Raw genomic sequence first — 22,406 nt, 5'->3', positions numbered from 1 at the left:
CCCCGGTGCGCATGCCCGGTGGGGACACCGCGGGCCGTGCACATAAAGCGTTGCCCCTAAAGGAGGTGAGCGATAGCGTGGGAGACATCTGGCGTGGGTTCGTGGAAGCCCTCAAGCTCATCGTCCACCTGGATCCGTACGTGGTGAAGATCACCCTCTTCACGCTCTACGTGTGCGCCATCGCCACGGTGGTGGGCTTGCTGCTGGGCATACCGCTGGGTTCGGCCCTCGCCGTCTACCGCTTCCGTGGAAGGAAATTGCTGGTAACGCTGGTCAACGCGGGCATGGGCCTGCCTCCGGTGGTGGTGGGCCTGTTCGTGTACATGTTCCTCAAGAGGAGGGGCCCCCTGGGATTCCTGAACTGGCTCTATACCCCCAAGGCCATAGTGGTGTCCGAGATCGTCCTGGCCATGCCCCTTATCGCCGGTATCACCATGGCCGCATTGCAGAACGTGGACCCGAAGTTGCGCATGCAGGCAAGGTCCCTGGGGGCCAGCGAGGCGGGGTCCATCCTCACCCTGCTGCGGGAGACCCGCCTCTCGCTCCTGGCCGCCGTCATAGCGGGCTTCGGGGGGATCATCTCCGAGGTGGGGGCGGCGATGATGGTGGGGGGCAACCTGCTGGTGGGCGGAGAGCCCTACACCCGCACCCTGACCACCGCAACCGTCCTCGAGGTGAGCAGGGGGAACAGCACCATGGCCATCGCCCTGGGGATCATCCTCCTGGGCATCACCCTCCTCCTGGTGTGGATCATGACCCTGCTGCAGCAGGGGACCCTGCTGAGCCATCCGGCCAGGGTGGCCCGCAGCCTTTTCTCCCGGCGTCGCAAGGGGGCTCCGGCTTGAACCCGTTGCTGACCATCCAGGGCCTGCAGCACTTCTACGGGGACCGCCGGGTGCTGGAAGTAGAGCGCCTGGAGGTCTTGGAGGGGGAGATACTGGCTATCGTGGGCCCCAACGGTTCGGGAAAGAGCACCCTGCTCCGTATCATCAACCTGCTCGAGAGGCCAACGAATGGTGAGATCCGGTTCTGGGACGGTTCGCTTCTCTCGAACATGAAACGGCGGGAGAGGGGGGACCTGGCCAGGCAGATGGCGATGATCTTCCAGGACCCCTTGCTCTTCAAGCGCACCGTGCGGGCGAACATAGCCTACGGCCTCAAGGTGCGCAAGGTAAAGAAGGAGGAGAAGCGGGCGCTGGTGGAAGAGATGCTCGCCAAGCTTGACCTCGAGGAGCTGGCAGAGCGCGACGCCATGACCCTCTCCGGCGGCGAGGCCCAGAAGGCGGCGCTGGGCCGGGCCATGGTGCTGAGGCCGCGCCTGTTGCTCCTGGACGAGCCCCTGGCCTCCCTGGATACGCCCTCGCGCAGGGACCTCAGGAAGTACATCTCGAGCATGGTGCGGGAGATGGGCGTGACCGCCATCTACGTCTCCCACGACTATCACGAGGTGCTGGAGATCGCCGACCGGCTGGCGGTGCTCATCGGGGGGACCCTGCTCCAGGCGGGAAGGCCGGGGGAGGTTTTCGCCCGGCCTGTGAACGACGTTGTGGCGGAGTTCCTGGGCGCGGAGAACCTGCTGGAGGGCGAGGTTACATGGTGCCATGCGGGTGCGGCGCGCGTCCTGGTGGCGGGCCTGGAGCTGGAGGCGGTGTGCGAACTACCTGCCGGCTCGCGGGTGAAGGTCCTCGTGCATCCCGAGGAGGTTGCCATGCTTTCCGAGGCCGCGGAGGCGGGCTCGGTGCGTAACCGCTTGCGGGCCAGGGTGCTGGAGGTGAGGGAGATGGGTGGGATGGTGAGGGTGAGGCTCGACTGCGGCTTCCCCCTGGTGGCCCACGTCACGAGGGCGTCCCGGGAGGAGATGGGCATCGAGCCGGGGAAGGAACTGACGGCGGCGATAAAGGCCACCTCCCTGCACGTCATGCCCTTCACGCGCACCGGGTGAAGGGCTGGTGAGATAAAATAGCCGCATGAGGAAAAGAGGGGTGAGGGCAGGAGGCCGCGCGGGCGTGGAGGCGATGTGGAGGTTCGGGAGCGGTGCGGAAGGCAGGGGTGAGCACGTGAGGAGAGGCGGGAAAGGCAGGGGTGAGCACGTGAGGGGAGGCGGGAGAGGCAGGGGCCTTTGCGGCGTATCCGGCCTTGCCGTCGCCGTGCTGATCCTGGCTTTCTCGGCGGCGGGCTGCGGGAAAAAGGGCGGGGGCGCACTGGTCCTCGCGGCCACCCGGGACCTCGAGGGTTTCGGCGTCCTGAAGGCGTGGGTGGAGGAGTTCGAGCGAGGTTCCCCCTACGAGGTGGAGTTGGTGACGGCGGTGGACCGGGAACTCCTGGAGATGGCCAAGCACGGGGATTGCGATGTCCTGCTCGCCCATGTCTCCGAGGAGACGCAGTCTCTGGAAAATTATGGTTATGTGGAGGGAAGGCGCGAGGTGATGCGCGACGACTACCTGCTGGTTGGCCCGGCGGAAGACCCGGCGCAGGCGGCGGGGGCCACCTCCTTTCCCGAGGCCTTCACCAGGGTGGCGAAGGCAAGACGCCCCTTCATCATGCGCACGGACGGGTCCGGCGTATCGCTCCAGGCTTATTCCCTGTGGGAGGCGGCGGGGGTGGAGGATTTCCAGGACTGGATGGAGAGGGAGGAGGGGGACATGAGAGACGCCCTGCGGCGTGCCTCACGCGAGGGCGCTTATGCCTTCTGCGACCGCAGCACGTACGAGAGCATACGCGGTGAGCTGATGCTCGAGGTGATATACGACGGGGGCGGGCAGGTGGTCAACTCCTACTACGTGATGGCGGTGAGCGCCCTGCCCTACCCGGACACCAACGTGGCGGGCGCGCGGGAGTTCACGGAATATCTCCTCTCCGAGAGGGCGAGGAAGCACCTCGCCCTGGGCTGCTGGGTGGCGCCCCCAGAAGAGCAGTGACTTCGCGGCGCCCCGTGCGGCAGGCGGGAGCGGGAAGCCGCCCCTCTCGCCGCCCGCCGCAGAGAGGGCCCGCGGCAGGTGGTCACGGCGGGACCGTGGCGTGGGGAGCGGTTGAGGGAGCGGTTGCGAGTGGACGGACGCCACGCGAGGAGGGATGAGGATGTTGAGCGTTGATGAGGCGCGCGAGGCGGTCCTCGCGTCCATCGACACCCTTCCGGAGGTGGAGGTGGGGCTGCAGGACGCGCTGGGCATGACCCTGGCGGAGGACGTTGTGGCGGGGCACGACATCCCCCCCTTCGACAACTCGGCCATGGACGGCTACGCGGTGCGCGCCGCGGACCTCGCCGGGGCGTCTCCGCGCCGCCCGGTGGAGCTGGCCGTCGTGGGGGACCTGCCCGCCGGCTACGAGCCGGGGGTCACCGTGGCGCGGGGAGAGGCGCTGCGCATCATGACCGGGGCGCCCCTGCCGCCGGGAGCAGACACCGTGGTCCCCGTGGAAGCCACCCGCGGCGAGGGGGACCGCGTGCAGGTCATGGAAGAGCTCGCCAGGGGGGCCAACGTGCGCCGGGCGGGCGAGGACGTGCGCGCCGGGGAGAAGGTGCTGGAGGCGGGCAGGCTCGTCGCGCCGGCGGAGCTGGGAATGCTTGCCAGCCTGGGGCACGCCAGGGTGCGCTGCTTCCGGCGTGCCGTGGTGGGCATCATCTCCACTGGCGACGAGCTGGTGGGGGTGGAGGAAGAGCTCTCCCCCGGCAAGATACGGGATTCCAACAGCTACACCCTCTACGGGATGGTGCGCGAGGCGGGAGGAGAGCCGCTGCGGCTGGGCGTGGTGCGCGACGATGCGTCGCTCCTGGAGAGGACCATCCTGGAGAACCTGGAACGCGTGGACCTCTTCGTTACCAGCGGCGGCGTCTCGGTGGGGGATTACGACATGGTCAAGGATGTTCTGGGCAAGCTGGGCGAGATGAACTTCTGGAAGGTGGCCATGCGCCCCGGAAAGCCCCAGGCCTTCGGGCATATCCGCGGAAAACCGCTCTTCGGGTTGCCGGGAAACCCGGTGTCGGTGATGGTCTCCTTCGAGCAGTTCGTCCGCCCCGCCCTCCTGAGGATGATGGGAAGGCGCGACCTCTTCCGCCCCACCGTCACCGCCGTCCTCGACGCCCCCCTGGGCCGCAGAACGGGCCGCACCGAGTTCATAAGGGTCATCGCCGAGTGGCGTGGGGGACGCTATCACGCCCGCCCCACCGGCCCCCAGGGCAGCGGCATCCTCAGTTCCATGGTGGCGGGGAACGCGCTGGCGGTCCTGCCGGAGGAGGTGGGCCGCCTGGAGCCGGGGAGCGAGGTCACACTGCAGCTCCTCCGCTGAAAGAGACGGATTGGGGAAGCCGGAAAAGTTCCCACCGGTCGGCATCGGCACCCGCGGCCGCCGCGAGCGGACGAACGAGGCGGGACCTGGGCGGAAAGCTCCCCCATGACCGGAGGGTTGATTTTTGCCTACCTAGTTTCGTAGACGGCCTCATATTGCTAAACCCCCCTCCCCGGGAGCCGAAAATCAAAGAAGAAGGATATGAGAGAGCGCGGCCGTTGTCACCATCAACCCCGGGTTTCTCCACGTTAACCGGCGAGGGGGGGACTTCGGGAAGCACCGGAAGGGGCGGCCCGCGTAAGGGGAGGACCAAGGAGGAGTGAAAATGGCCAGGATATTACTCGTCGAGGACTCCGAGCTCATCCTGCGCGTGATGAAGGAAACCCTGCAGGCCGAGGGGCACGAGGTCATCGAGGCGAGGGACGGGGAGATCGCCCTGCGAAAGTTCCTCGAGGAGAGGCCGGACCTGGTGATCACCGACTGTCTCATCCCCAAGCTCAACGGCTTCAAGCTGGTGCAGAGCATAAGGGAGCTGGACGACGGAGGGCATACCCCCATAATCATGAACAGCTCCATCTACCGCAAGGCCAACTACCGCCAGATCGCGCTGGATGCCGGCGCCGACATCTACCTGGTCAAGCCATCCACGCCCGAGGAAAGGAAGGAATTCCTGCACAAGGTCGAGGACGTCCTGCGCTCCTTCGCCGGCAGCGTCAACCCGTGAGGCTGCGTTCACCGGCGTCGGGAGCTCGGCGTCTGGCCCGGAGGTGAAGGTGATGGAGGGAAGGCAGCAGGACGGCGGCCTCGGAAACAGCCTGGTGGAGAAGGGGATCATCACCCAGGAGCAACTCCAGCTGGCCCTGCAACTCCAGAAGAACACGGGACTGCGCCTCAAGGAAGTGCTCATAAAAGAGGGGTTCACCACCCGGGAGCAGCTGCAGGAATTCATCAGCAAGCACGTCGATATCCCCTACGTCAAGCTGTCCGTGGACCTCATAGACCCCGAGGCGGTCAAGTCGATCCCCGCTAACATGGCCCGCAACCTGGTGGCTATCCCCGTGACCCTGGTAGGAGACATCCTGACCATCGCCGTCAGCTGTCCCTTCGACACCGCCGCCCTTGACATGCTGGCCTTCGCTTCCGGTTACACCCTGGAACCGGTGCTGAGCGACGAGGAAGACATCCTGGAGGCCATCGACTATTTCTTCAGGGAGGGCGGCCTGGAGCAGGAGATGGCCACGTTCGGCGAGGAGCACCTGGAGTTCGTGGACCGCTACAAACCGGAAAGCGTCGACGAGATCCAGGTGGAGGAGGGCCCCATAGTAAAACTCACCAACCTCCTTCTCTCGCGGGCCATAAAGGAGGGGGCCAGCGACGTGCACATAGAACCCGAGGAGAACCTGGTGCGCGTGCGCTATCGCCTGGACGGTGTGCTCATGGAGGCCAGGATACTCCCCGTGGAGGCCCTTAACCCCCTGGTCTCCCGCATCAAGGTTCTCGCCCAATTGAATATCGCGGAGAGGAGGCTGCCACAGGACGGCCGCTTTTTCGTCCGCTACGGCGGCAAGGACGTCGACTTCCGGGTGGCCACCGCCCCCACCATCTACGGGGAATCGGTGACCCTCAGGATACTCGACCAGTCCAACGCCGCCGTGGGCCTCGCCGAGCTCGGCTTCGAGGACGACGACATGCGCAAGGTACTGCGCGCCCTGGAGGACCCCAGCGGTTTTATGCTGGTCACCGGCCCCACGGGAAGCGGAAAGACCACCACCCTCTACGCCGTGCTCAACGAGATTAACGATATCACCCGCAAGGTGATAACCATCGAGGACCCCGTCGAGTACAGGTTGCGCGTGATCAACCAGATCCCCGTCAACCACAAGATAGGCCTGACCTTCTCCACCATCCTCAGGTCGGTGCTACGTCAGGACCCGGACGTGATACTGGTGGGGGAGATCAGGGACCGCGAGACGGCGCAGATAGCCATGCAGGCCGCCATGACCGGGCACCTGCTGCTGAGCACCCTACATACCACCGCGGCCGTGGAGGCCCTTCCGCGCCTTCTGGACATGGGCGTGGAGCCCTACTACGTGCGGGAGGTGGTGAAGCTCGTCATCGCCCAGAGGTTGGTCAGGAAGCTGTGCCCGCGCTGCAAGGAGAGCTACCGCCCGGATGCGGAAACCCTCGCCGGGTTGGGAATCGAGGAGGAGGGGAACGAGTTCTTCCGGCCGGTTGGTTGCAGGTATTGCAACCATACGGGGTACAAGGGGAGGACGGCGGTCTTCGAGGTGTTGGGCGTGAGCGACGCCGTCAAGTCCAGGATGGACCTCCGGGTAGACCCGCGGGAAGTGACGGAGGTCGCCATGCGGGAGGGGATGCGGACCATGTGGCAGAACGCGGTGAGGAAGTTATCCCGAGGCGTGACCTCGCTGGAGGAGATCATGCGCTGCGTACCCAGGTAAGGGGGTGAGAGGAGATGCCGCAATGCGTGAACCACCCGGAGCGTTCGGCATCCGCGCGCTGCGCCGGTTGCGGCAGGGAGCTGTGCGAGCAGTGCGTGGAGCTGCGCGAGGGGGAGGAGGCTTTCTGTTACGACTGCGCGGTGGAACGCCAGCTTTCCGACCTCCGCTCGAGGAGAAGGGAGGAAGGCGAGCGCGAGCGGGAGGCGTTCGCGTCGCGGCGCAAGGTAGGTTCGCGGGGGTTCATCGTGATGGCCGCCATCCTTTCCGTTCTCGTCCTCTCCTGCGCGGGGTTCCTCGTTTACGGGCGCCTCACCCTCCACTCCGGAAGGGCGGAGGCCACGCCGCAGCAGGAGCTGACCCGGAACCGGGACGAGTGCATCCTCTCCATGCAGGCGGTGAGGGACGCGCTTGCGCGCTACAGGGAGGAGAAGGGGCAATACCCCTCCTCGCTGCAGGAGCTGAAGGGCGCATACCTGGACAGGGAGGCGGCGTGCCCGGCGACGGGCGCCCCCTACGCATATTCTTGCGACGGCTTGGGTTATCGCCTGAGCTGTCCCAACCCCGGCGCGCACGAGGCCTCCGGGATCGAGGCGGATGAGGGGAATAAGCCCCGGGTGACGGAATAGGGGGTGGCCGTACATGGAAAAATATAGAGGAGAGGAAAAGGGAAAGGGCGCGCCGGCGCGACGCCCGCGCCTGGCGGACTGCCGCGGTTTCAGCCTCATCGAGCTCATGATCGTCATCCTGCTCCTGGGTATCCTGGTGGGCCTGGCGGTTCCCGTTTTCGCCTCGGTGCGGGACATGGCCGAGAGGGGCGTCTGCTGGCATAACCAGCGCTCTATCATGTTCGCCATAATGCGCTGGAGGGCCGATCACCCCGACGAGGAGTTCATCACCGATTCCTGCCTCCCGGGAGGGGGCGAGGCGTATATAGATATCAGGGGAAACGTCCCCGGTGATCCCGGCCGTTCCCTGGCCACCTACTTCGAAGAGGGCGGCGGTCCCTTTGACTGTCCCTCCAACGGCAGGGGCGTGGGGGAGGTGGCGGGCATGTGCGATTACCTCACCGACGGCCACACCGTGACCTGCCTGACGGATAACCGGGTGGGAGTACGGGCGGACGGCAAGGAGTTCCAGCACGACGTGCCGCGGGCGGTGGCCTGGAGCCACGTGAAAGAGAAGGAAGAAGCGCCGAGCAGGAAAACCCCCCTGGGGGATACCTTCCAGGAGATCACCAAGGGCATGATCGACCTCATCGAGGAATATTACGAGAAGTACGAGAAGTACCCGGCGAGCTCCGGCGCTCGCGCCTACACGGATATCGGTCTTGATCCCGAGGACTGGAAGCTCCCCGTGGACCACGCCTACTACGTTCCCGCGGGCTCCCGCGTCAAAGTGGCCCCCGAGGCCGGCTACTCCTTCGAGGTTACGAGCGTGAAGGGGAAGAAGCTGGTCCTCACCTCCAAGAGCGGGGGTTCCCTGATATACGACGTGTCCAGGGGCAAGTGGTATTACAAGACGGTGAGCACCGCCAACGAGATCGATATCTCCACCCTCCGGGTGATCAAGGAATAACCGCGATGCATAACGCCTTCCGCGTCCTGGCACGGTCAGCTGAACCAAGCTTTTGCCGCTTGGCGGCCGCAAACCGCGTTTGCGGTGCGGGGGCGGCGCGCGTCAGGGGACCTCGGCGGCGAAGATGGGGGGCACGGAGAGGTGCGTGAGGGAAAAACCGCTTCCCAGGACCTCGCCGGCCATGCTCCACGCCTGCTCCAGGGAATCGGCGTACGTGAAGCCGAGGCGCTCCACCACCGCGCGCTCCCTGGCGCCCACCACGATCACCCGCTCCAGGTGCTCCAGCGCCAGGCCTCCCCAGTACCAGACGTAGAAGGGGTGCACCCCGTGGTAGGAGTGGTCTTCCCGGTAGGCGCGGATGTACTCCTCACGGCGGGCGAAATCCTCCTCGAAACGCGCCTCCATCTCGCGCGGGTCCCGGGTCTCGGGGAGGACCCGCTCGAAGAACTCGATGTAGGGAAGGTGGTGCCGCCGGTGAAAGCCCGGCAGGAAGGGTTGCAGGAGCACCATCACCCCTCCCTCGCGCACCACGGGACGGCCCAGGTGCAGGTTGAAGACGTAGCCCAGGGCCGCGTTCATGGCCAGCAGGGGGTTCATGCGCGAGAAGGCGGCGTACGGGCACATGTTGGGCAAGGCCAGGAAAAGGGCGTCCGCCTGCTCCTCGACGCGCACGTTCTGCTGCCGGAAGAGGGCCTCGAGGGTCCTGGGGTGCACGGCTTCGGGATCCCCGGCGTGCACGGCGATGGGCGCGTAGGCGGCGCGCAGCGCGGAGGAGACCGCGCTTTTCGCAGCCTGGGGAAAGCGGCGCGAGATGCGGAAGGGAAGGGGCACCTTGCTGCGGGACAGGGACAGATAGCGGTCCAGGGGGCCGGGCCAGACGCGGTTGTTGAGCACCGTCTCCACGCTGAACACGCGGGCGTGGCGGGCGAGGTGCCTCCCCTGCTCACGCAGGATGTCGTGGAAGCGGCTGCCGGGATCCATGACCGTCCCGCCGCCGGCGAGCACGGAAGGGTTGTGGTGGGCGCGGATGGAGCGGTAGGTCCCCAGGCCCACCAGGTACGATTTCCATCCCCCGTTCATGCTGGTCCAGTTGACGTTGACGTAAATGGTGAGGTCCGACTCCAGGAGCCTGCGGTCGACCTCCACGGGGTATCCGCTGGCAGTATTTCCCAGGTCAACGTTTCCCACCGGGTCCTCGGCGTCGTGGTTGGCGATGCGGCCGGGACCCATCACCGCCCACACCCGCTTTCCGAGCAGGTGCCTCAGTTCCCGTTCCGTCCACTTGCGGTGCAGTCCCACGGCGCAGACCAGGTTCACGTTCTCCCTTCGCAGGCCCCGCGAGAAGAGCTCCTCCAGCAACACCTCCGTGGCCTGGCCGCGGGGGTCCCTCAGCGCGGGCGGGAGGGGCAGGCAGGGGTCGTCGAAGGCTATGGTCACCCGGGAGCGCGGATTGACCAGTTCTCCGAGGGGAGGAGAGCCCAGGGGATGGCGGAGGGCTTCCCTGACCGCGCTCCGGAAATCGGGCAGGGCCGGCAGGCAGGGAGGGGCCTCGATGACCCGGGTGCGCTCCGGGAGCTCCACCTGCACGAGGTCGTCTCCGTAAAAGACCAGCCTGCGCATGTCGCCCACCTCCCTCTTTCTCGCTAACGGTGCGTGCTCCACGTTCTCCGCGTTCTCACGTATCGCCGCGCATCGCATGCCGCGATCGGGGTCGTGATACCGCACTTCGGCGTCGGGAACCGCGCACGGGACGTTGCGTTTTCAACGTAACCGCATGTTCGCCGCATTTCGAAGGGAACGGCCGAACCCCCCTGCGGTGATCTCAGCCCATGGCCCCCGACGCGAGTATGCGCTCCGCCTCCGCGTCGTCCTTGCCCAGTACCTCGCTGAGCAGCCAGCGGTTGTGTTCCCCCAGGGCGGGCGCGGGTCCCCTGGGCCGTATGTCGCTCCGCGCAGCCTTGACCGCAGGGCCGAAGGCGGTTATGACTCCCGCGCCCGGCTGTTCCAGCTCCACCAGCATGCCGCGCGCCTGCGTGTGGGGATGCTCTACCACCTGCTTCACGTCCTGTATGGGCGCCCCGGGCACGCCGTGCTCCTGCAGGAGCTCCCATACCTCGGTGGTGGAGAGCCCGGCCGACCACTCCTCGATGATCTCCTTCAACGCGGGCTCGTTGGCGTTGCGCGCGAAGAGGTCGCGGAACCTCTCGTCCTCGGCCAGCTCCGGCCTGCCCATGGCCTCGCAGAGGCTGCGGAAGGGGTGGTCCCCCACGCATATGATGAAGACGTGTCCGTCGCGCGTGCGGAAGGTGTCGAAGGGGGTGACGTAGGGGTACCTGTTTCCCGTCCTCTGCGGGATGTTTCCCGTGACGGTGTAGTCCACGAACTTCGCCTCCAGGAGGTTGATGCCCACGTCGTACATGGAGATGTCCAGGTGCTCTCCCTCCCCCGTCCTCTCCCGGGCGAAGAGGGCCGCGCATACGGCGAAGGCGGCGTTGAAGGCGGTGGATATGTCGATGATGAGGGTCCCGGAACGCAGGGGCGGCCCGTCCTGGTACCCGGTGGTGCTCATGAGCCCGCTCATGGCCTGGATGACGGCGTCGTAGGCGGGCAGGCGGGAGAGGGGGCCGTACTGGCCGTAACCGGATATGGAACACATAACCAGGCGGGGATTGACCTCCCTGAGGCTCTCGTAATCGAGGCCCAGCTTTTTCATGACCCCGGGGCGGAAGCTCTCCACCAGCACGTCGGAGCGTGAGACCAGCTCGCGGAATAGCTGCACCCCCTCGGGGTTCTTGAGGTCCATGGTCACCCCCTTCTTGCCGCGGTTGAGCACCGCGAAGGACGCCGACACGCCCTCCTTGTAGGGGGGGAAGAGCCTGGCCTCGTCGCCCAGGCCCGGTCTCTCGACCTTGATCACCTCCGCCCCCATGTCGGCCAGGAAGAAGCAACAGCCCGGGCCGGCGACGGTGGTGGTGAAATCGATGACCCTGATACCCTCGAGCATGGAACGCATCTCCGCGACCTCCTTCCCCCCGCTCGGACTACCGTGTTATGCCTCACTGCCGGACGGGAACAGGATACCACATGCCGCCCGTGGTCCCGCAACGATCCCGCGGGGAAGACATGCGGGCCTTCCGCCCGTGGTCCCGCAATGACCCCGCAGGGAAGACATGCGGGGCTACTGCACGGCCGCTGCCTCATGTTTACGTGGCGGAAACAGGAATGCGTGATCCCCGGATGGTATCATAGTGCGTGACGTGCCGCGGGCGCCCCCGCCGGCGGCTTGAGGCCGGAGCGAAGGATGAAGGGATTTCTGAAACGGGTCGCGTGGGCGTCGAGCAGGAACGCCACCATGGCCAACCTCTTCGAGAACCTCGCCCGCGTCTACGGCGCGGAGGCCATGAGGGTCGCCTCCCCGGCTGCATGTAATTATTTTCCAGGAGGGACGGTCACCCATGAAGGCGCCCTCCGCTTCACCAACCTGGCGGCCGAGGCGTTGATCGAGCGCGTGGACCTGGTGAAGGGGGAACGGGTGCTTGTCGCGACCCCGGACGCGGGCGAGGGGTTGCTGATCGCGGCGGCGGTGATAAAGGCGGGCGGCGTGGTGGTCCCGGCGCTGGGAGCGGCGGACGACGGGGAGCTGGCGTGCCTCGTTCGCGGCTGCGACGTCAGGGTCGCGCTCGTCCGTGCGCAACTGCTGGACGGTCTCCCCCGCCTGCGGGAGGCGTTGAACGAGAGGGCGCGCCTCGTGACGCTGGACGGGGAGGCGCGGGGCGCAGGTGATGAGCCCTCGCTTTACGGGTACATGGCGGGGGCGAGCGGCTTCTTCCTGCCCTACACCCTCAAGCCCAGCAACGTGGTGCTGCTCTGCGGGGTGAGGGATGGGGGCGGGACGACGAGGGCGGTCATGGTGACCAACCGGGGCCTGATGTCGCCGGCGCGCCTTCTTGCCCCGCTCCTGCCCGCGCGGGCGGGGGGCGCCTGCCTGGTGTGCAGCCCCCTCACGAAGCCCTCCCTTTTCGCCGCCGCGGTATGGGCGCTGGCCGCGGGGATGAGCCTGCGCTTCCCCCCTTCTTGCGAGGAGGAGCTGCTGCGGGGGATGGTGGAGGAGGAAGGGCCCGCGGCGGTGGCGGGGCATCCCCGCGACCTTCAAGGGCTGGCGGACGCGTGCGCGCGGCGGGAAGGGCGCCGCCTGCCCGCATTGTGGTTGAGCGCGGGGCTGCTGGGGGATGAGGAGGGGGGCCCCTGCGGTCGCCCGGGAGGGCGGATACCGGCGGGCCGCACATACTGGCTTGTGGAGACCTTCGCGGCCGGGGAGAACGCCACCATCGCGGGGCTGCGCGTCTCCCTTGCCGGGCGCCGCCGCATGGCCCTCCCCTGCGTGCCGCTGCCGCCCAACCGCGTGCGCTGCGTGCGCGGGGACGGCGCCCCCGCGGGGAGGGGGGAGGAGGGGGAGCTGGCGCTCAGGGGCCCTGCCGTGACACCCGGCTACTGGAACGACCTGGAAACCACCTTCCGCAGCTGGAGGAACGGCTGGCTGCACACGGGTATGCGGGTGACGAGGAGCCCGTGGGGGATCCCCCGGTGCGGCGACGCGTGAACCCGGGCGGTGCTGCAAGCGCCGCGGTCCATCGCGAGGGCTCCTTCAGGGACTCCACGCCTTTTCCTGCTGCGTTTCCTACTGCGCCCGTTCCCCCTCCTCCGTGTCGGGCGCGGCCTGCTGCGCGGCAGCCCTGCGGCGCTGTATGCGGCGCAGCGCCTCCGCCACCGCATCCCTCACCTCCTCGCTGCGGTCGTTCGCGAACTGCGTGAGGAGGGAGCGGCATTCCTCGCTTCCGATGGAGCCGAGGGCGCGCGCGGCGGCGGCCCTCAGCGCGTCTTTCCTCCCCAGGCGGAAGGGACTGCGCGAACCCCTGCGCAGCAGCTCCCTGCAGTAAGGGACGGCGGAATAGTCCCCGATCTCGCCTAGTGCCCACAGCGCGGCCGCCTTCACCCCGTTGCTGCGGTGCTTTTCCCGGTGAAAGCTGCGCGGGGGCTTGACCACGTCCACCAGGACGGGAACGGTGGAGACGTCGCGCATGCGCCCCAACCCCAGGCAGGCCTCCTTCTGCACCTGCTCGTCCCGGTCGTTCAAGGCCTCTACCAGGAGAGAAACGGTCTCCGGGGTGCGGATGCGGGAGACGGCCTTGATGGTCTCCCGCCGCACCTCCGGGTTCTGGTGCCTGATGAAGCGCGCCAGGGACTGGATGATGGAGCGGTTGCCGATCTCCGCGAGGATGGAGACGATGTTGCGGTACATGTGCCAGGGGTTGTATTTTTCGAGGTCGTTGATGAGGGCGAGGATGGCATCCTTACCGATGTTTTCCAGGGCCTCGAAGGTCACCCGTCTCACCAGCAGGTCCTCGCTGTCCTTGAGCACCCGGATGAGGGGTTGCACCGACTTGTCCTCGAACTTGATGAGCAGCTCCGCCACCTCGGTGATGGTCTGGATGTCTCCCTCGCGCAGGACGTCGGCCAGGGTGTCCAGGACCGTGGGGCTGGCCACGGTTGCCACTGCCTCCAGGGCGACCTTTCTCTGCTCGGGCTTGCGGCTCTCGTCCGCCCCGTGGTGGCGCCAGAAGGTGTCGATGATGTCCAGGGCGGCCGTGTATTCCTGCGAGAGGATGAAGGTCTGCGCCAGGCTGACCAGGCATCCGGCCAGGGTGGTGTATATCTCGGTGAGCTCGCGCTCCCTCTCCAACCTGTCCAGCAGGCGGTCCTTCATCTCGTAGGCGATGGGGAATTCCTGCAGGCGGCGGCCCAGTTCCAGGGCGTCTGGTATGTTGCGCAGGGTCTCCGCCGTCTTCAGGCGGATCTCGGGACTCATGTCATCAAGGTTGTCCAGGAGGCTCTCCAGCACCTTGATCACCGTTTCGGGGCGCCTGGCCCTGTACAGTTTCTGCAGCAGTCGGGGGATGTTCTCGTCGATGGTCAGGCTGCGGGATAACTCGTCTATGTCCAGGGTGAGTCCCTCCTGCACCAGCATGCTGCTGATCTGGTAGACGAGGGTGCTGTCACCCGCACTCCCCCTCTCGCCCTTGCCGTTGACGATCTTCTTCCACATGTCCGCCTGGAAGATGCGGTCGCTCACCCTGGACTCCCAGGGCTTGCCCACCGAGGACTGGTAGATCTCGTCGATGAGGGTCGAGAGGTCGTGCATGCGCAGCTCCTGCCCCGGGTCGAGCGGGGACTCGCCGTCCGCCGAGAGGCGTTCCAGGTACTCGTGCTCCCGTATCACGCTCTCCAGCAGGTCCAGGGTCTTGTTCTCGCGCAGCCCTTCCAGTATCTTCCTGCGCAGGTCGAGTTCCTCCAGGGCCTGCGGCTTTGCGAGCAGGAGGAAACCCTTGAGCTCGGAGGGCTCCAGGAAGGCGGCGGCCCTGGCGATCTCCTCCTCGTCCATGTGCCGCAGTTCCTCGTCCGGCAGCTCCCTGACGAGCAGGGCGCTTCTTTCCAGTGCGCCGCATACGGCCTGCAGCGCGGCCTCGGGGTCTTCCTGGCCCACCACGATCTCCCGCACCGCCTGCCTCAGCAGCAGCCCGAAGCGGGGCGGATTGGAGATGATGTCCCGTATGGTGTCCTCCCCCGTTTCGCCGCGCTCCTGGATGCCGAGGAGGAAGTTGACGAAACGCTCGTCCTTGAGTTTTTCCTCCAGCCGGAGAAGCTCCTCCTCGCGGAAGCGGGCCTCCTCCTTCGCCGCGCCTTCCGCGGTCACGACCTCCTCGTCGGTGACGGAAACGAAACGCCGCTCGTTTACCAGGATATGGGAACAACCGGCGCGCTGCACCTCCTCCGCGAGCCCGCCGTGCTGGCGCAGGTCCTCGGGGTCCCTGGCCATGACGTAGAGGAAGGAGAGGAACTCCTCCCGCCCCATGCCGCTGCTGAAGGTCATGCTGTATACGTCGCGGCGGCGCAGGCTGTCCAGGAAGGAAAGGACGGGAGGGCGTGCCTGGTCACGGTCGTGCAGGCGTTCCCCGTTCACCAGGAGGAGGTTGTCGGCCTCGCCCAGGGTGAGTTTCCCCGTCTCCGCCAGCAGGGGTTCCATGCGGGAGTAGGCGTTATCAACGGAGGCCGCGATCATGTCGCTGGTGGGAGGGTACATGTGGATGTTGGTCATGGCGGCGTTGAGGGCGATGAGCAGTTCCACCGCCCTGCGGGCCAGCTCCTCTCCCGCCTCTCCCCCGGTGGGGGCCCCCGGCCGGTCGGTCCTCTCCTCCTCCGCCATGACCCTTCCGTTCCTGTAGCCGGATTTCACGCCCGGTCGCCCGTCCTCGCCCTGATGTAGCTCGCGGTCGTCTCTTCCGGCGTGGTCGCGGGCCGTTCCCGTTGATGACCTTCCCTCTGGATGATATTTATCGTCAGCCTTTGCCGCTTACATTAGGAAGCGCAAGGGGCGCCCGCGTGGCCGCGCCGCCCGCTGGCCCGCGATTCGCGATGGTCTACAATAACATTATGCCCGAGATATTGCGCCTGGAGGAGGGGAGGGAGTCCGCCGTGGCGGAGGCCTGCGCGGAGGCCCTGTCTGGCGGGGCGGTGGTGATAGTGCCCACTGATACCGTGTACGGCGTGGCCGCCTCCGTGCACGTGCCGCGCGCCGTAAAGCGCGTCTACGCCGCCAAGGGAAGGGACGCCGCCAAGCCCCTGGTGGTGATGGCGGCATCCGTGGAGGAAGCCGTGGCGCTGGCCGTCCCCCGCGAGAGGGAGAGCGTGCGGCGGCTCGCATCCTTCTGGCCTGGAGCCCTGACCGTCGTGGTGGAGGCCGTGGCTCTTCCCTGGCGTGATCTGGTGGCCCCGGGCTCCCGGACCCTGGGGATACGGGTCCCGGACCACCCCTTCTTGCTGGAGGTCCTCTCGCTCGTGGGGCCCCTCGCCGTCACCAGCGCCAATCCCTCGGGAGGCAAGGCGCCGGGGGCGGGGGAGGAGATCGACGCGTCCCTCCTGCAGCGGGTGGACCTGGTGGTGGAGGGCGGTGGGCCCGGCACCGGGAAACCGTCAACGGTGGCGGAGGTGGGGGAGGGGAGGATAAAGGTATTGCGGCGCGGCGACATCTCCGAGGAGGACCTGCTGGCGGCGCTTGCGGAGAGTGACGGAAACAAGTGACGGCAACAAGTGAAGCTAAAACGCTGCCCCTTCACGGTCCCCTGTCCGGGAAGGCAGGTCGAGGAGGACCCGCCGGCGGCGCTCGCGGTGAGGTTACGGTAAGGGCGATGACGGCAAGGACGCTTTCATGATAAGGATACTTTTCGTATGCACGGGAAACATCTGCCGCAGCCCCATGGCGGAAAGCCTCTTGCGGCAGAGGTTGAGCCGGGATTACCCGCACATCGACTTCGTGGACTCTTCCTCCGCCGGCACCTCCGCGGTGGAGGGCAACCCCGCCACCTCCTCTTCCGTCCAGGCCATGGACCTCTGGGGGCGTGACCTGAGCGGACACCGCGCCTCCGTGCTCACGCCGCGCAGGTTGCGGGAAGCGGACCTGGTCCTGGCCATGGCCCGCGAGCATCTCCTCACCATCGAGAGAATAGAGCCTGCGGCGCTGCGCAGGTCAACCACCCTGCGCCACCTTGCCTCGCGGGTGGAGGAGATCGTGGAGAGGCTGGGCGAGGAGACCGTGCTCGACGAGGACGATGCCCGCGCCAGGCTGGACCGGGTGCTCGAAGCGCTGCGCGCCTCCACCTCTCCCGAGGGATACCTGGCGGATATGCACTCGCGGGCCTCTGATATAATTGACCCCATCGGGAGTTCGCTGCAGGTGTATATCGGGGTGGCGGATGACCTTGATGCGGCCATGCAGGGAGCTTTGCGCGCCCTCTTCGGGCGCCCCCTTTGAGCGGCGGCATGGCACCTGCGGCGAGTGGATCCGGGGGGTGGGTACGCCGGAGTCTTCCGGGTCTTGACCGGGCCGGAAGCGGGGATGTGAAAGCCTGGGTCGGGAGGATGAGAGCCGGCCGCGGGAACACGGGAGCCAAGGACGGGAAGATGAAAGTAGCCTTGGGAAGCGATCACGCGGGTTACGCCCTCAAGCTGCGGGTGGAGGAATGGCTGAGGCGGGACGGTCACGAGGTCATCGACGAGGGGACCTCCTCCGAGGAATCCTGCGACTACCCCGATTTCGCCCTGGGCGTGGCGCGGCGCGTGGCCGGAGGCGAGGCGGAGAGGGGCATCGCCATCTGCGCCACGGGGATCGGCATGGCCATGGCGGCGAACAAGGTGCCCGGGATCAGGGCCGCCGTGTGCAACGACCTCTACACGGCGCGCTACAGCCGTTTGCACAACGACGCCAACGTGCTGGCGCTGGGGGCCCGCGTTATCGGTCCCGGCGTGGCGGAGGAGATCGTGCGCACCTGGATGGAGACCCCCTTCGAGGGAGGCAGGCATTCCCGGAGGCTGGAGAAGATCGCGGGGATCGAGGTAGCCCGGGAAGGAGAAGAGGGTGGGCGAGCTTGACGAGATAGCCAGGGTGGACCCCGAGACGGCGGACGCCATCCGCGCGGAGCTGGAGCGGGAGCGCCGCAAGATCGAGCTCATCGCCTCGGAGAACTTCGCCTCCCGCGCGGTGCTGGCGGCGGCGGGGAGCATCCTCACCAACAAGTACGCGGAAGGGTATCCGGGAAGGAGATGGTACGGGGGCTGCGAGCACGTGGACGTGGTGGAGACCCTGGCCATCGAGCGCGCCAAGCGGCTCTTCGGGGCCGAGCACGCCAACGTGCAGCCGCACGCGGGGGCCCAGGCAAACCTCGCCGTCTACTTCTGCGTCCTCAAACCCGGCGACGTCATCCTGGGCATGGACAAGGCGGCGGGGGGTCACCTGACCCACGGCACCCATGCCAACATCAGCGGCGCGCTCTACCGGGCTCATTTCTACGGCGTGAACCGGGACACGGAGAGGCTCGATTACGGGGAGATAGCGGAGATCGCCAGGAAATGCCGTCCCCGCCTCATCATCGCCGGGGCCAGCGCCTATCCGCGCGACATCGATTTCCGCGCCTTCCGGGAGATCGCCGACGAGGTGGGGGCGCTTCTCATGGTGGACATGGCCCATTTCGCCGGCCTGGTGGCGGCCAGGATACACAGCGACCCGGTACCCCACGCGGAGTTCGTGACCACCACCACCCATAAGACGCTGCGCGGTCCGCGGGGTGGGATGATACTGTGCCGCGCCGAATACGCGCAGGACCTCGACCATGCCGTCTTCCCCGGGGTGCAGGGCGGCCCCCTCATGCACATCATCGCGGCCAAGGCAGTGGCGCTCGAGGAGGCCGCGCAGCCGGAGTTCGCGGCCTACCAGAGGCAGGTGGTGAGCAACGCCAGGGCGCTGGCCGAAGCCCTCATGGAGCACGGCCTGCGCGTCGTTTCCGGGGGCACGGACACACACCTGCTCCTGGTGGACCTGCGGCCCCGTGGTCTCACGGGCAGGGAGGTGGAGGAAGCCCTGGACGCGGTGCGGATAACCGTTAACAAGAACAACGTGCCCTTCGACGACAAGCCGCCCGCGGTCACCAGCGGCATACGGCTGGGCACCCCCGCCGTCACCACCCGGGGCATGCGGGAGCCGGAGATGGTGGAGATAGCGGGGCTCATCGCCACGGTCATCGACAACATGGGCTCGCAGGACGTGCTGCGCCGCGTGCGCGGCAGGGTTGACGAGCTGCTGGCGGGTTTCCCTCTCTATGAGCACCTCTGAGGCTCACGGCGGGAGGAGCGGCGAGGAGTTCTCCATGGGCAGGCCCAGTTGGGAAGAGTATTTCATGTCCATAGCCGGGCAGGTGTCCACGCGCTCCACCTGCCTGCGGCGGCACGTGGGTTGCATAATCGTGGTCGAGAAACGCATCGTCTCCTCCGGTTACAACGGGGCCCCCGCCGGCCTTCCCCACTGCGAGGAGGTTGGTTGCCTCAGGGAGGACCGCGGCGTGGCCCCGGGCGAGCGGCACGAACTGTGCCGCGGGTTGCACGCGGAACAGAACGCCATCATCCAGGCGGCGCTGCACGGGACGGCGGTGCGGGGCGGGACCCTGTACTGCACCCACAAACCCTGCGTCCTCTGCACCAAGATGCTCATCAACGCCGGTATCTCGCGTGTCTGTTACCGGGAAGGGTACGAAGACGAGCTTGCCGACGAGCTGGCGAGGGAGGCGGGAATGCTCGTGGAGCGCATACGCGGCCGGGAGGACTCTCCTTGATATACGCCATTTCCTTCGCGGTGTCCCTGGTGCTGGTCCTCTTTCTAACCCCCGCCGCCCGCCGCCTGGCGGTATGGGTGGACGCCGTGGACATGCCCCATGACCGCAAGGTGCACGAAAACCCCACCCCCTCGCTGGGAGGTCTTGCCATACTCCTGTCGGTGATCGTCTCCGTCCTCGCGGTGAAGGTCCTGGTGGTGGCCGCCCCATCCCTTGCCGGACCGAGGGGCATGAGCGAGGCCCTCTCCTCCTACCAGCTTCTGGGAATCATCGTCGCCGCCACCTTCGTGGCCGTGCTGGGCGCCGTGGACGACATGCGGCACCTCTCCCCGTGGATGAAGCTGGCCGGGCAGGTGATGGCCGCTTTGGTCCTCATCTCCTTCGGCGTGGAGATAACCACCCTGGCCCTTCCCCGCGGCAACGTCATCGACCTCACGGGGAGCCCCGTCCTCTCCATCCTGCTCACCGTGTTGTGGGTCGTGGCGTTAACCAACATCATCAACCTCATCGACGGGCTGGACGGCCTTGCGGCGGGTGTCTCCCTCATCACCGCCGCGGCCTTCTTCTATTACGGTTCGCGCATAGGCGGAGACCCCAACACCCTCCAGGCCATGGTGGTCTCCGCGGCGGTGGGCGGCGCTTGCCTGGGCTTCCTCCGCTACAACTTCCACCCCGCGAACATCTTCATGGGCGATTCCGGCGCCATGTTCCTGGGCTTCATGCTGGGGGCCCTCAGCATACAGGGCATCCTCAAGCGCACCGCGGTCGCGACCCTCTTCACCCCCATGATCATCCTCGCGGTCCCCATCGCCGACACCGGGCTGGCCATCCTGCGCCGGGCCCGCAAGGGAAAGCCCTTCCATTACGCGGACAAGGAACACATACACCACCGCCTTCTCTACATCGGCCACTCGCAGCGACAGGCGGTGCTCATCATCTACCTGTGGACGGCCCTCCTGACCGGCATCGCCCTTTCACTGGAGTTCGTGGCCTCGAAGACGCTCTTCTTCATCCTGCTGGCGGTGGGCGTGGTCAGCCTGCTTGCGACCACCCTGCCGCGCGTGATCGTTGGCGGTCGCGAGCTGGAGGAGGAAGAGGAGGAAGGGGAGGGAAGAGAGGAACGGAGTGGGTAAGCGGTGCGATGATGCGGGAAGTAGCTGGAAACGGCGGCGTGCGGGCGGCACCGGGACAACGACGGGACGCGGGACGGCGATAAAGCGGCCTGCACGGCATCTCGATAGCGGCGCCGCCCCGCCTGATGGGCTGAGCGTACGTTCCCCCTCCCGCCGGGGGCTCATCACATCCTAAACCCGGTGTAGATTGCGTTCGATAAAAGGCAGTATATAAAATGTTGTCGGGCTAAAATGTTGTCGGGCGATATGCTTGCGGCGGAACTGCGCGAGAGGCAGGGGCGGCATGAGTATCAGGCTGGCTTTCCTGGGGTTCGATGACAGTTGTGCGCGCCTGGCGGGCGCCCTGTCTTCCCTCGAGGGCGTGGAGGTGGTCGGGTTCCTGGGGAAGAAGGTCCCGGAGCGGTGGCCCGGATCGCTCGAGCCGCCCGTCCTTTACGGCTCGCGGGGGAAGCTACTGCGTGAAGGCAAGCCCGACCTACTCTTGCTGGCGGGGGAAGCGGAGGAGCCGAAGAACCTGCCGGAGGGCTGCCAGGTGCTGGATCTAAGGAAAAAAGTGCCGCTAACGGAACTGCTCCTTTCGATCTCCGCGAGGCTGGAGGAAAACCGGCGACTGAGGCATGACCTGGGCGAGGTAACCTCCATCTGCGCCAGCGTCAACGTGGTCGAAGCGTATTCCGACCCCGTGCCGAAACTCTCGCAGCTCCTGGACAGGGCGCTTGCCTTTTCCGGTGAGGGGGTTGGCATGGTGCTCATGCCAGGCGAGGAGGTGGACAGCCTGCGCGTGGTGCTGGCGAGGGGGGACGGTATCGAGGGCATGGTGGGGAAGACCCTGAGCATCGCGAACTCCTTGTGCGGCAAGGCGTTCGATGCGGGGGTCATCGTCCAGAGGGAAATAGGTCCCGACATGGAGGAATTCGACCACCTGCGGGGCGCGCCGGTCAGGCGCCTCCTGGCCATGCCCATGCGCGCGGAGGGAAGGGTGGTGGGGATCATCGCCCTGGGCTTCAACCGGGACATCTTCAACACGAGCAGCATGCCGGTGCTCACCCTGCTGGCCGACCAGGCCGGGCTGGCCGTGCTCATCGCAAGGCTCTACTCGGAGCTGGAGACCAACGTGGTCAAGGACACGGTCAGCGGACTCTATAATGCCAATTACTTCCAGCAACGTCTGCACGAGGAGATCTGCCGCGCGCGCCGCTACAGCCTCAACGTTTGCCTGGTCTTCCTGGAGATCGACGATTTTGCGGGCTACGTGGAGAGGAACGGCCGCTTCATGGGGGATTTCGCCCTCTCGGACGTAGGCAGCATCATAAGGCGCAACACCAGGGAGGTGGACACAGCCGCGCGTTTCGGGGACCACCTCTTCGCGCTGCTCCTGCCGGAGACCAGGAGGTTGGGGGCCATGCGGCTGGCGGAGCGCATACGCAAGGTGATGGAGGAGTACCCCTTTCCTTCCCGGGAAAGGAAGGAAGTGGAAACCCTTACCATGTGCGCGGGAGTGGCTTCCTACCCCGCCAATGCCGACAACGAGCAGGACCTGGTGAAGAAGGCCATGCAGGCGCTGGCCGCGGCCAGGAGGGAGGGGCCCAACAGCCTCTGCCTGTTCTCGGAGGAGTTGGCGGCGGAGAACGGGTGATTCCCTCCGCGCGTCATGACGGCGGCGATCGCCGCCCTCCCACCGGGCGCCCTTGCCGGCGAGGGCGGAGCGGGCGTTCCGGGCGCGCCGGGCGGCGCAC

At 66.8% G+C, this 22,406-nt stretch carries 19 protein-coding genes; 16 read left to right on the top strand and 3 right to left on the bottom strand.

The features are described from left to right. Positions 1-77 precede the first annotated feature (77 nt). The 8 genes from H5T73_06685 (at position 78) to H5T73_06650 (ending at position 8,321) form a co-directional block, all read left to right on the top strand. A complete protein-coding gene (locus H5T73_06685; GenBank protein MBC7247447.1) occupies positions 78-845 on the top strand; it encodes an ABC transporter permease in 768 nt (255 codons plus the stop codon). Continuing rightward, the gene (locus H5T73_06680; GenBank protein MBC7247446.1) at positions 842-1,942 is read left to right on the top strand and encodes an ABC transporter ATP-binding protein; all 1,101 of its coding nucleotides are present in this window, start codon (positions 842-844) and stop codon (positions 1,940-1,942) included. The genes H5T73_06685 and H5T73_06680 overlap by 4 nt, the downstream gene beginning before the upstream one ends. Before the next feature lie 40 nt (positions 1,943-1,982). After that, positions 1,983-2,918 carry a substrate-binding domain-containing protein gene (locus H5T73_06675; protein ID MBC7247445.1) on the top strand — a complete coding sequence of 312 codons (936 nt, stop codon included), beginning with the start codon at positions 1,983-1,985 and terminating at the stop codon, positions 2,916-2,918. A gap of 160 nt (positions 2,919-3,078) precedes the next feature. Then, the gene (locus H5T73_06670) at positions 3,079-4,284 is read left to right on the top strand and encodes a molybdopterin molybdotransferase MoeA (GenBank protein ID MBC7247444.1); all 1,206 of its coding nucleotides are present in this window, start codon (positions 3,079-3,081) and stop codon (positions 4,282-4,284) included. Positions 4,285-4,609: 325 nt separating this feature from the next. Next, entirely contained in the window at positions 4,610-5,008 is a 399-nt protein-coding gene (locus H5T73_06665; GenBank protein ID MBC7247443.1) for a response regulator, read from the top strand. 52 nt (positions 5,009-5,060) lie between these two features. Continuing rightward, positions 5,061-6,746, top strand: a complete 1,686-nt coding sequence (gene tadA / locus H5T73_06660; GenBank protein MBC7247442.1) for a Flp pilus assembly complex ATPase component TadA — start codon at positions 5,061-5,063, stop codon at positions 6,744-6,746. 14 nt (positions 6,747-6,760) lie between these two features. Continuing rightward, entirely contained in the window at positions 6,761-7,372 is a 612-nt protein-coding gene (locus tag H5T73_06655; GenBank protein MBC7247441.1) for a hypothetical protein, read from the top strand. A gap of 13 nt (positions 7,373-7,385) precedes the next feature. Further along, positions 7,386-8,321, top strand: a complete 936-nt coding sequence (locus H5T73_06650) for a prepilin-type N-terminal cleavage/methylation domain-containing protein (GenBank protein MBC7247440.1) — start codon at positions 7,386-7,388, stop codon at positions 8,319-8,321. 102 nt (positions 8,322-8,423) lie between these two features. On the opposite strand, the gene H5T73_06645 is transcribed toward H5T73_06650, so the two are convergent. Beyond that, a complete protein-coding gene (locus H5T73_06645) occupies positions 8,424-9,941 on the bottom strand; it encodes a DUF2088 domain-containing protein (GenBank protein ID MBC7247439.1) in 1,518 nt (505 codons plus the stop codon). A 202-nt stretch (positions 9,942-10,143) separates the two neighbouring features. Further along, positions 10,144-11,325: a CoA transferase gene (locus H5T73_06640; GenBank protein MBC7247438.1), complete on the bottom strand. Its 1,182-nt coding sequence runs from the start codon at positions 11,323-11,325 to the stop codon at positions 10,144-10,146. Positions 11,326-11,622: 297 nt separating this feature from the next. Here H5T73_06640 and H5T73_06635 point away from each other — a divergent pair, with 297 nt between their 5' ends. Next, positions 11,623-12,921, top strand: coding sequence for an AMP-binding protein (locus H5T73_06635; GenBank protein ID MBC7247437.1), 1,299 nt, complete (start codon positions 11,623-11,625; stop codon positions 12,919-12,921). Positions 12,922-12,999: 78 nt separating this feature from the next. Here the strand turns inward: H5T73_06635 and H5T73_06630 are convergent, their stop codons facing one another. Further along, positions 13,000-15,612 carry a HEAT repeat domain-containing protein gene (locus H5T73_06630; protein ID MBC7247436.1) on the bottom strand — a complete coding sequence of 871 codons (2,613 nt, stop codon included), beginning with the start codon at positions 15,610-15,612 and terminating at the stop codon, positions 13,000-13,002. Between the two features lie 197 nt (positions 15,613-15,809). Between H5T73_06630 and H5T73_06625 the strand changes: the two genes are divergently transcribed. From H5T73_06625 to H5T73_06595, 7 genes are all read left to right on the top strand, one after another. Further along, positions 15,810-16,457: a threonylcarbamoyl-AMP synthase gene (locus tag H5T73_06625; protein ID MBC7247435.1), complete on the top strand. Its 648-nt coding sequence runs from the start codon at positions 15,810-15,812 to the stop codon at positions 16,455-16,457. A gap of 127 nt (positions 16,458-16,584) precedes the next feature. Continuing rightward, the gene (locus H5T73_06620; GenBank protein MBC7247434.1) at positions 16,585-17,187 is read left to right on the top strand and encodes a hypothetical protein; all 603 of its coding nucleotides are present in this window, start codon (positions 16,585-16,587) and stop codon (positions 17,185-17,187) included. 149 nt (positions 17,188-17,336) lie between these two features. After that, positions 17,337-17,804 carry a ribose 5-phosphate isomerase B gene (rpiB, locus tag H5T73_06615; GenBank protein MBC7247433.1) on the top strand — a complete coding sequence of 156 codons (468 nt, stop codon included), beginning with the start codon at positions 17,337-17,339 and terminating at the stop codon, positions 17,802-17,804. Between the two features lie 4 nt (positions 17,805-17,808). Beyond that, on the top strand, positions 17,809-19,041 hold the full coding sequence (locus tag H5T73_06610; protein MBC7247432.1) for a serine hydroxymethyltransferase: 1,233 nt from the start codon (positions 17,809-17,811) through the stop codon (positions 19,039-19,041). 34 nt (positions 19,042-19,075) lie between these two features. Next, positions 19,076-19,537 (top strand): cytidine/deoxycytidylate deaminase family protein, encoded by a 462-nt coding sequence (locus H5T73_06605; GenBank protein MBC7247431.1) that lies wholly within the window; start codon positions 19,076-19,078, stop codon positions 19,535-19,537. Next, the gene (locus tag H5T73_06600; GenBank protein MBC7247430.1) at positions 19,534-20,670 is read left to right on the top strand and encodes an undecaprenyl/decaprenyl-phosphate alpha-N-acetylglucosaminyl 1-phosphate transferase; all 1,137 of its coding nucleotides are present in this window, start codon (positions 19,534-19,536) and stop codon (positions 20,668-20,670) included. The genes H5T73_06605 and H5T73_06600 overlap by 4 nt, the downstream gene beginning before the upstream one ends. A 283-nt stretch (positions 20,671-20,953) precedes the next feature. Continuing rightward, complete coding sequence (locus H5T73_06595) at positions 20,954-22,306, top strand: GGDEF domain-containing protein (GenBank protein ID MBC7247429.1); 1,353 nt, start codon at positions 20,954-20,956, stop codon at positions 22,304-22,306. Positions 22,307-22,406 lie beyond the last annotated feature (100 nt).

Source organism: Actinomycetota bacterium (assembly GCA_014360655.1).
Lineage (GTDB): Bacteria > Actinomycetota > Geothermincolia > Geothermincolales > RBG-13-55-18 > JACIXC01.
This window is presented reverse-complemented; position numbering and strand designations above follow the sequence as displayed.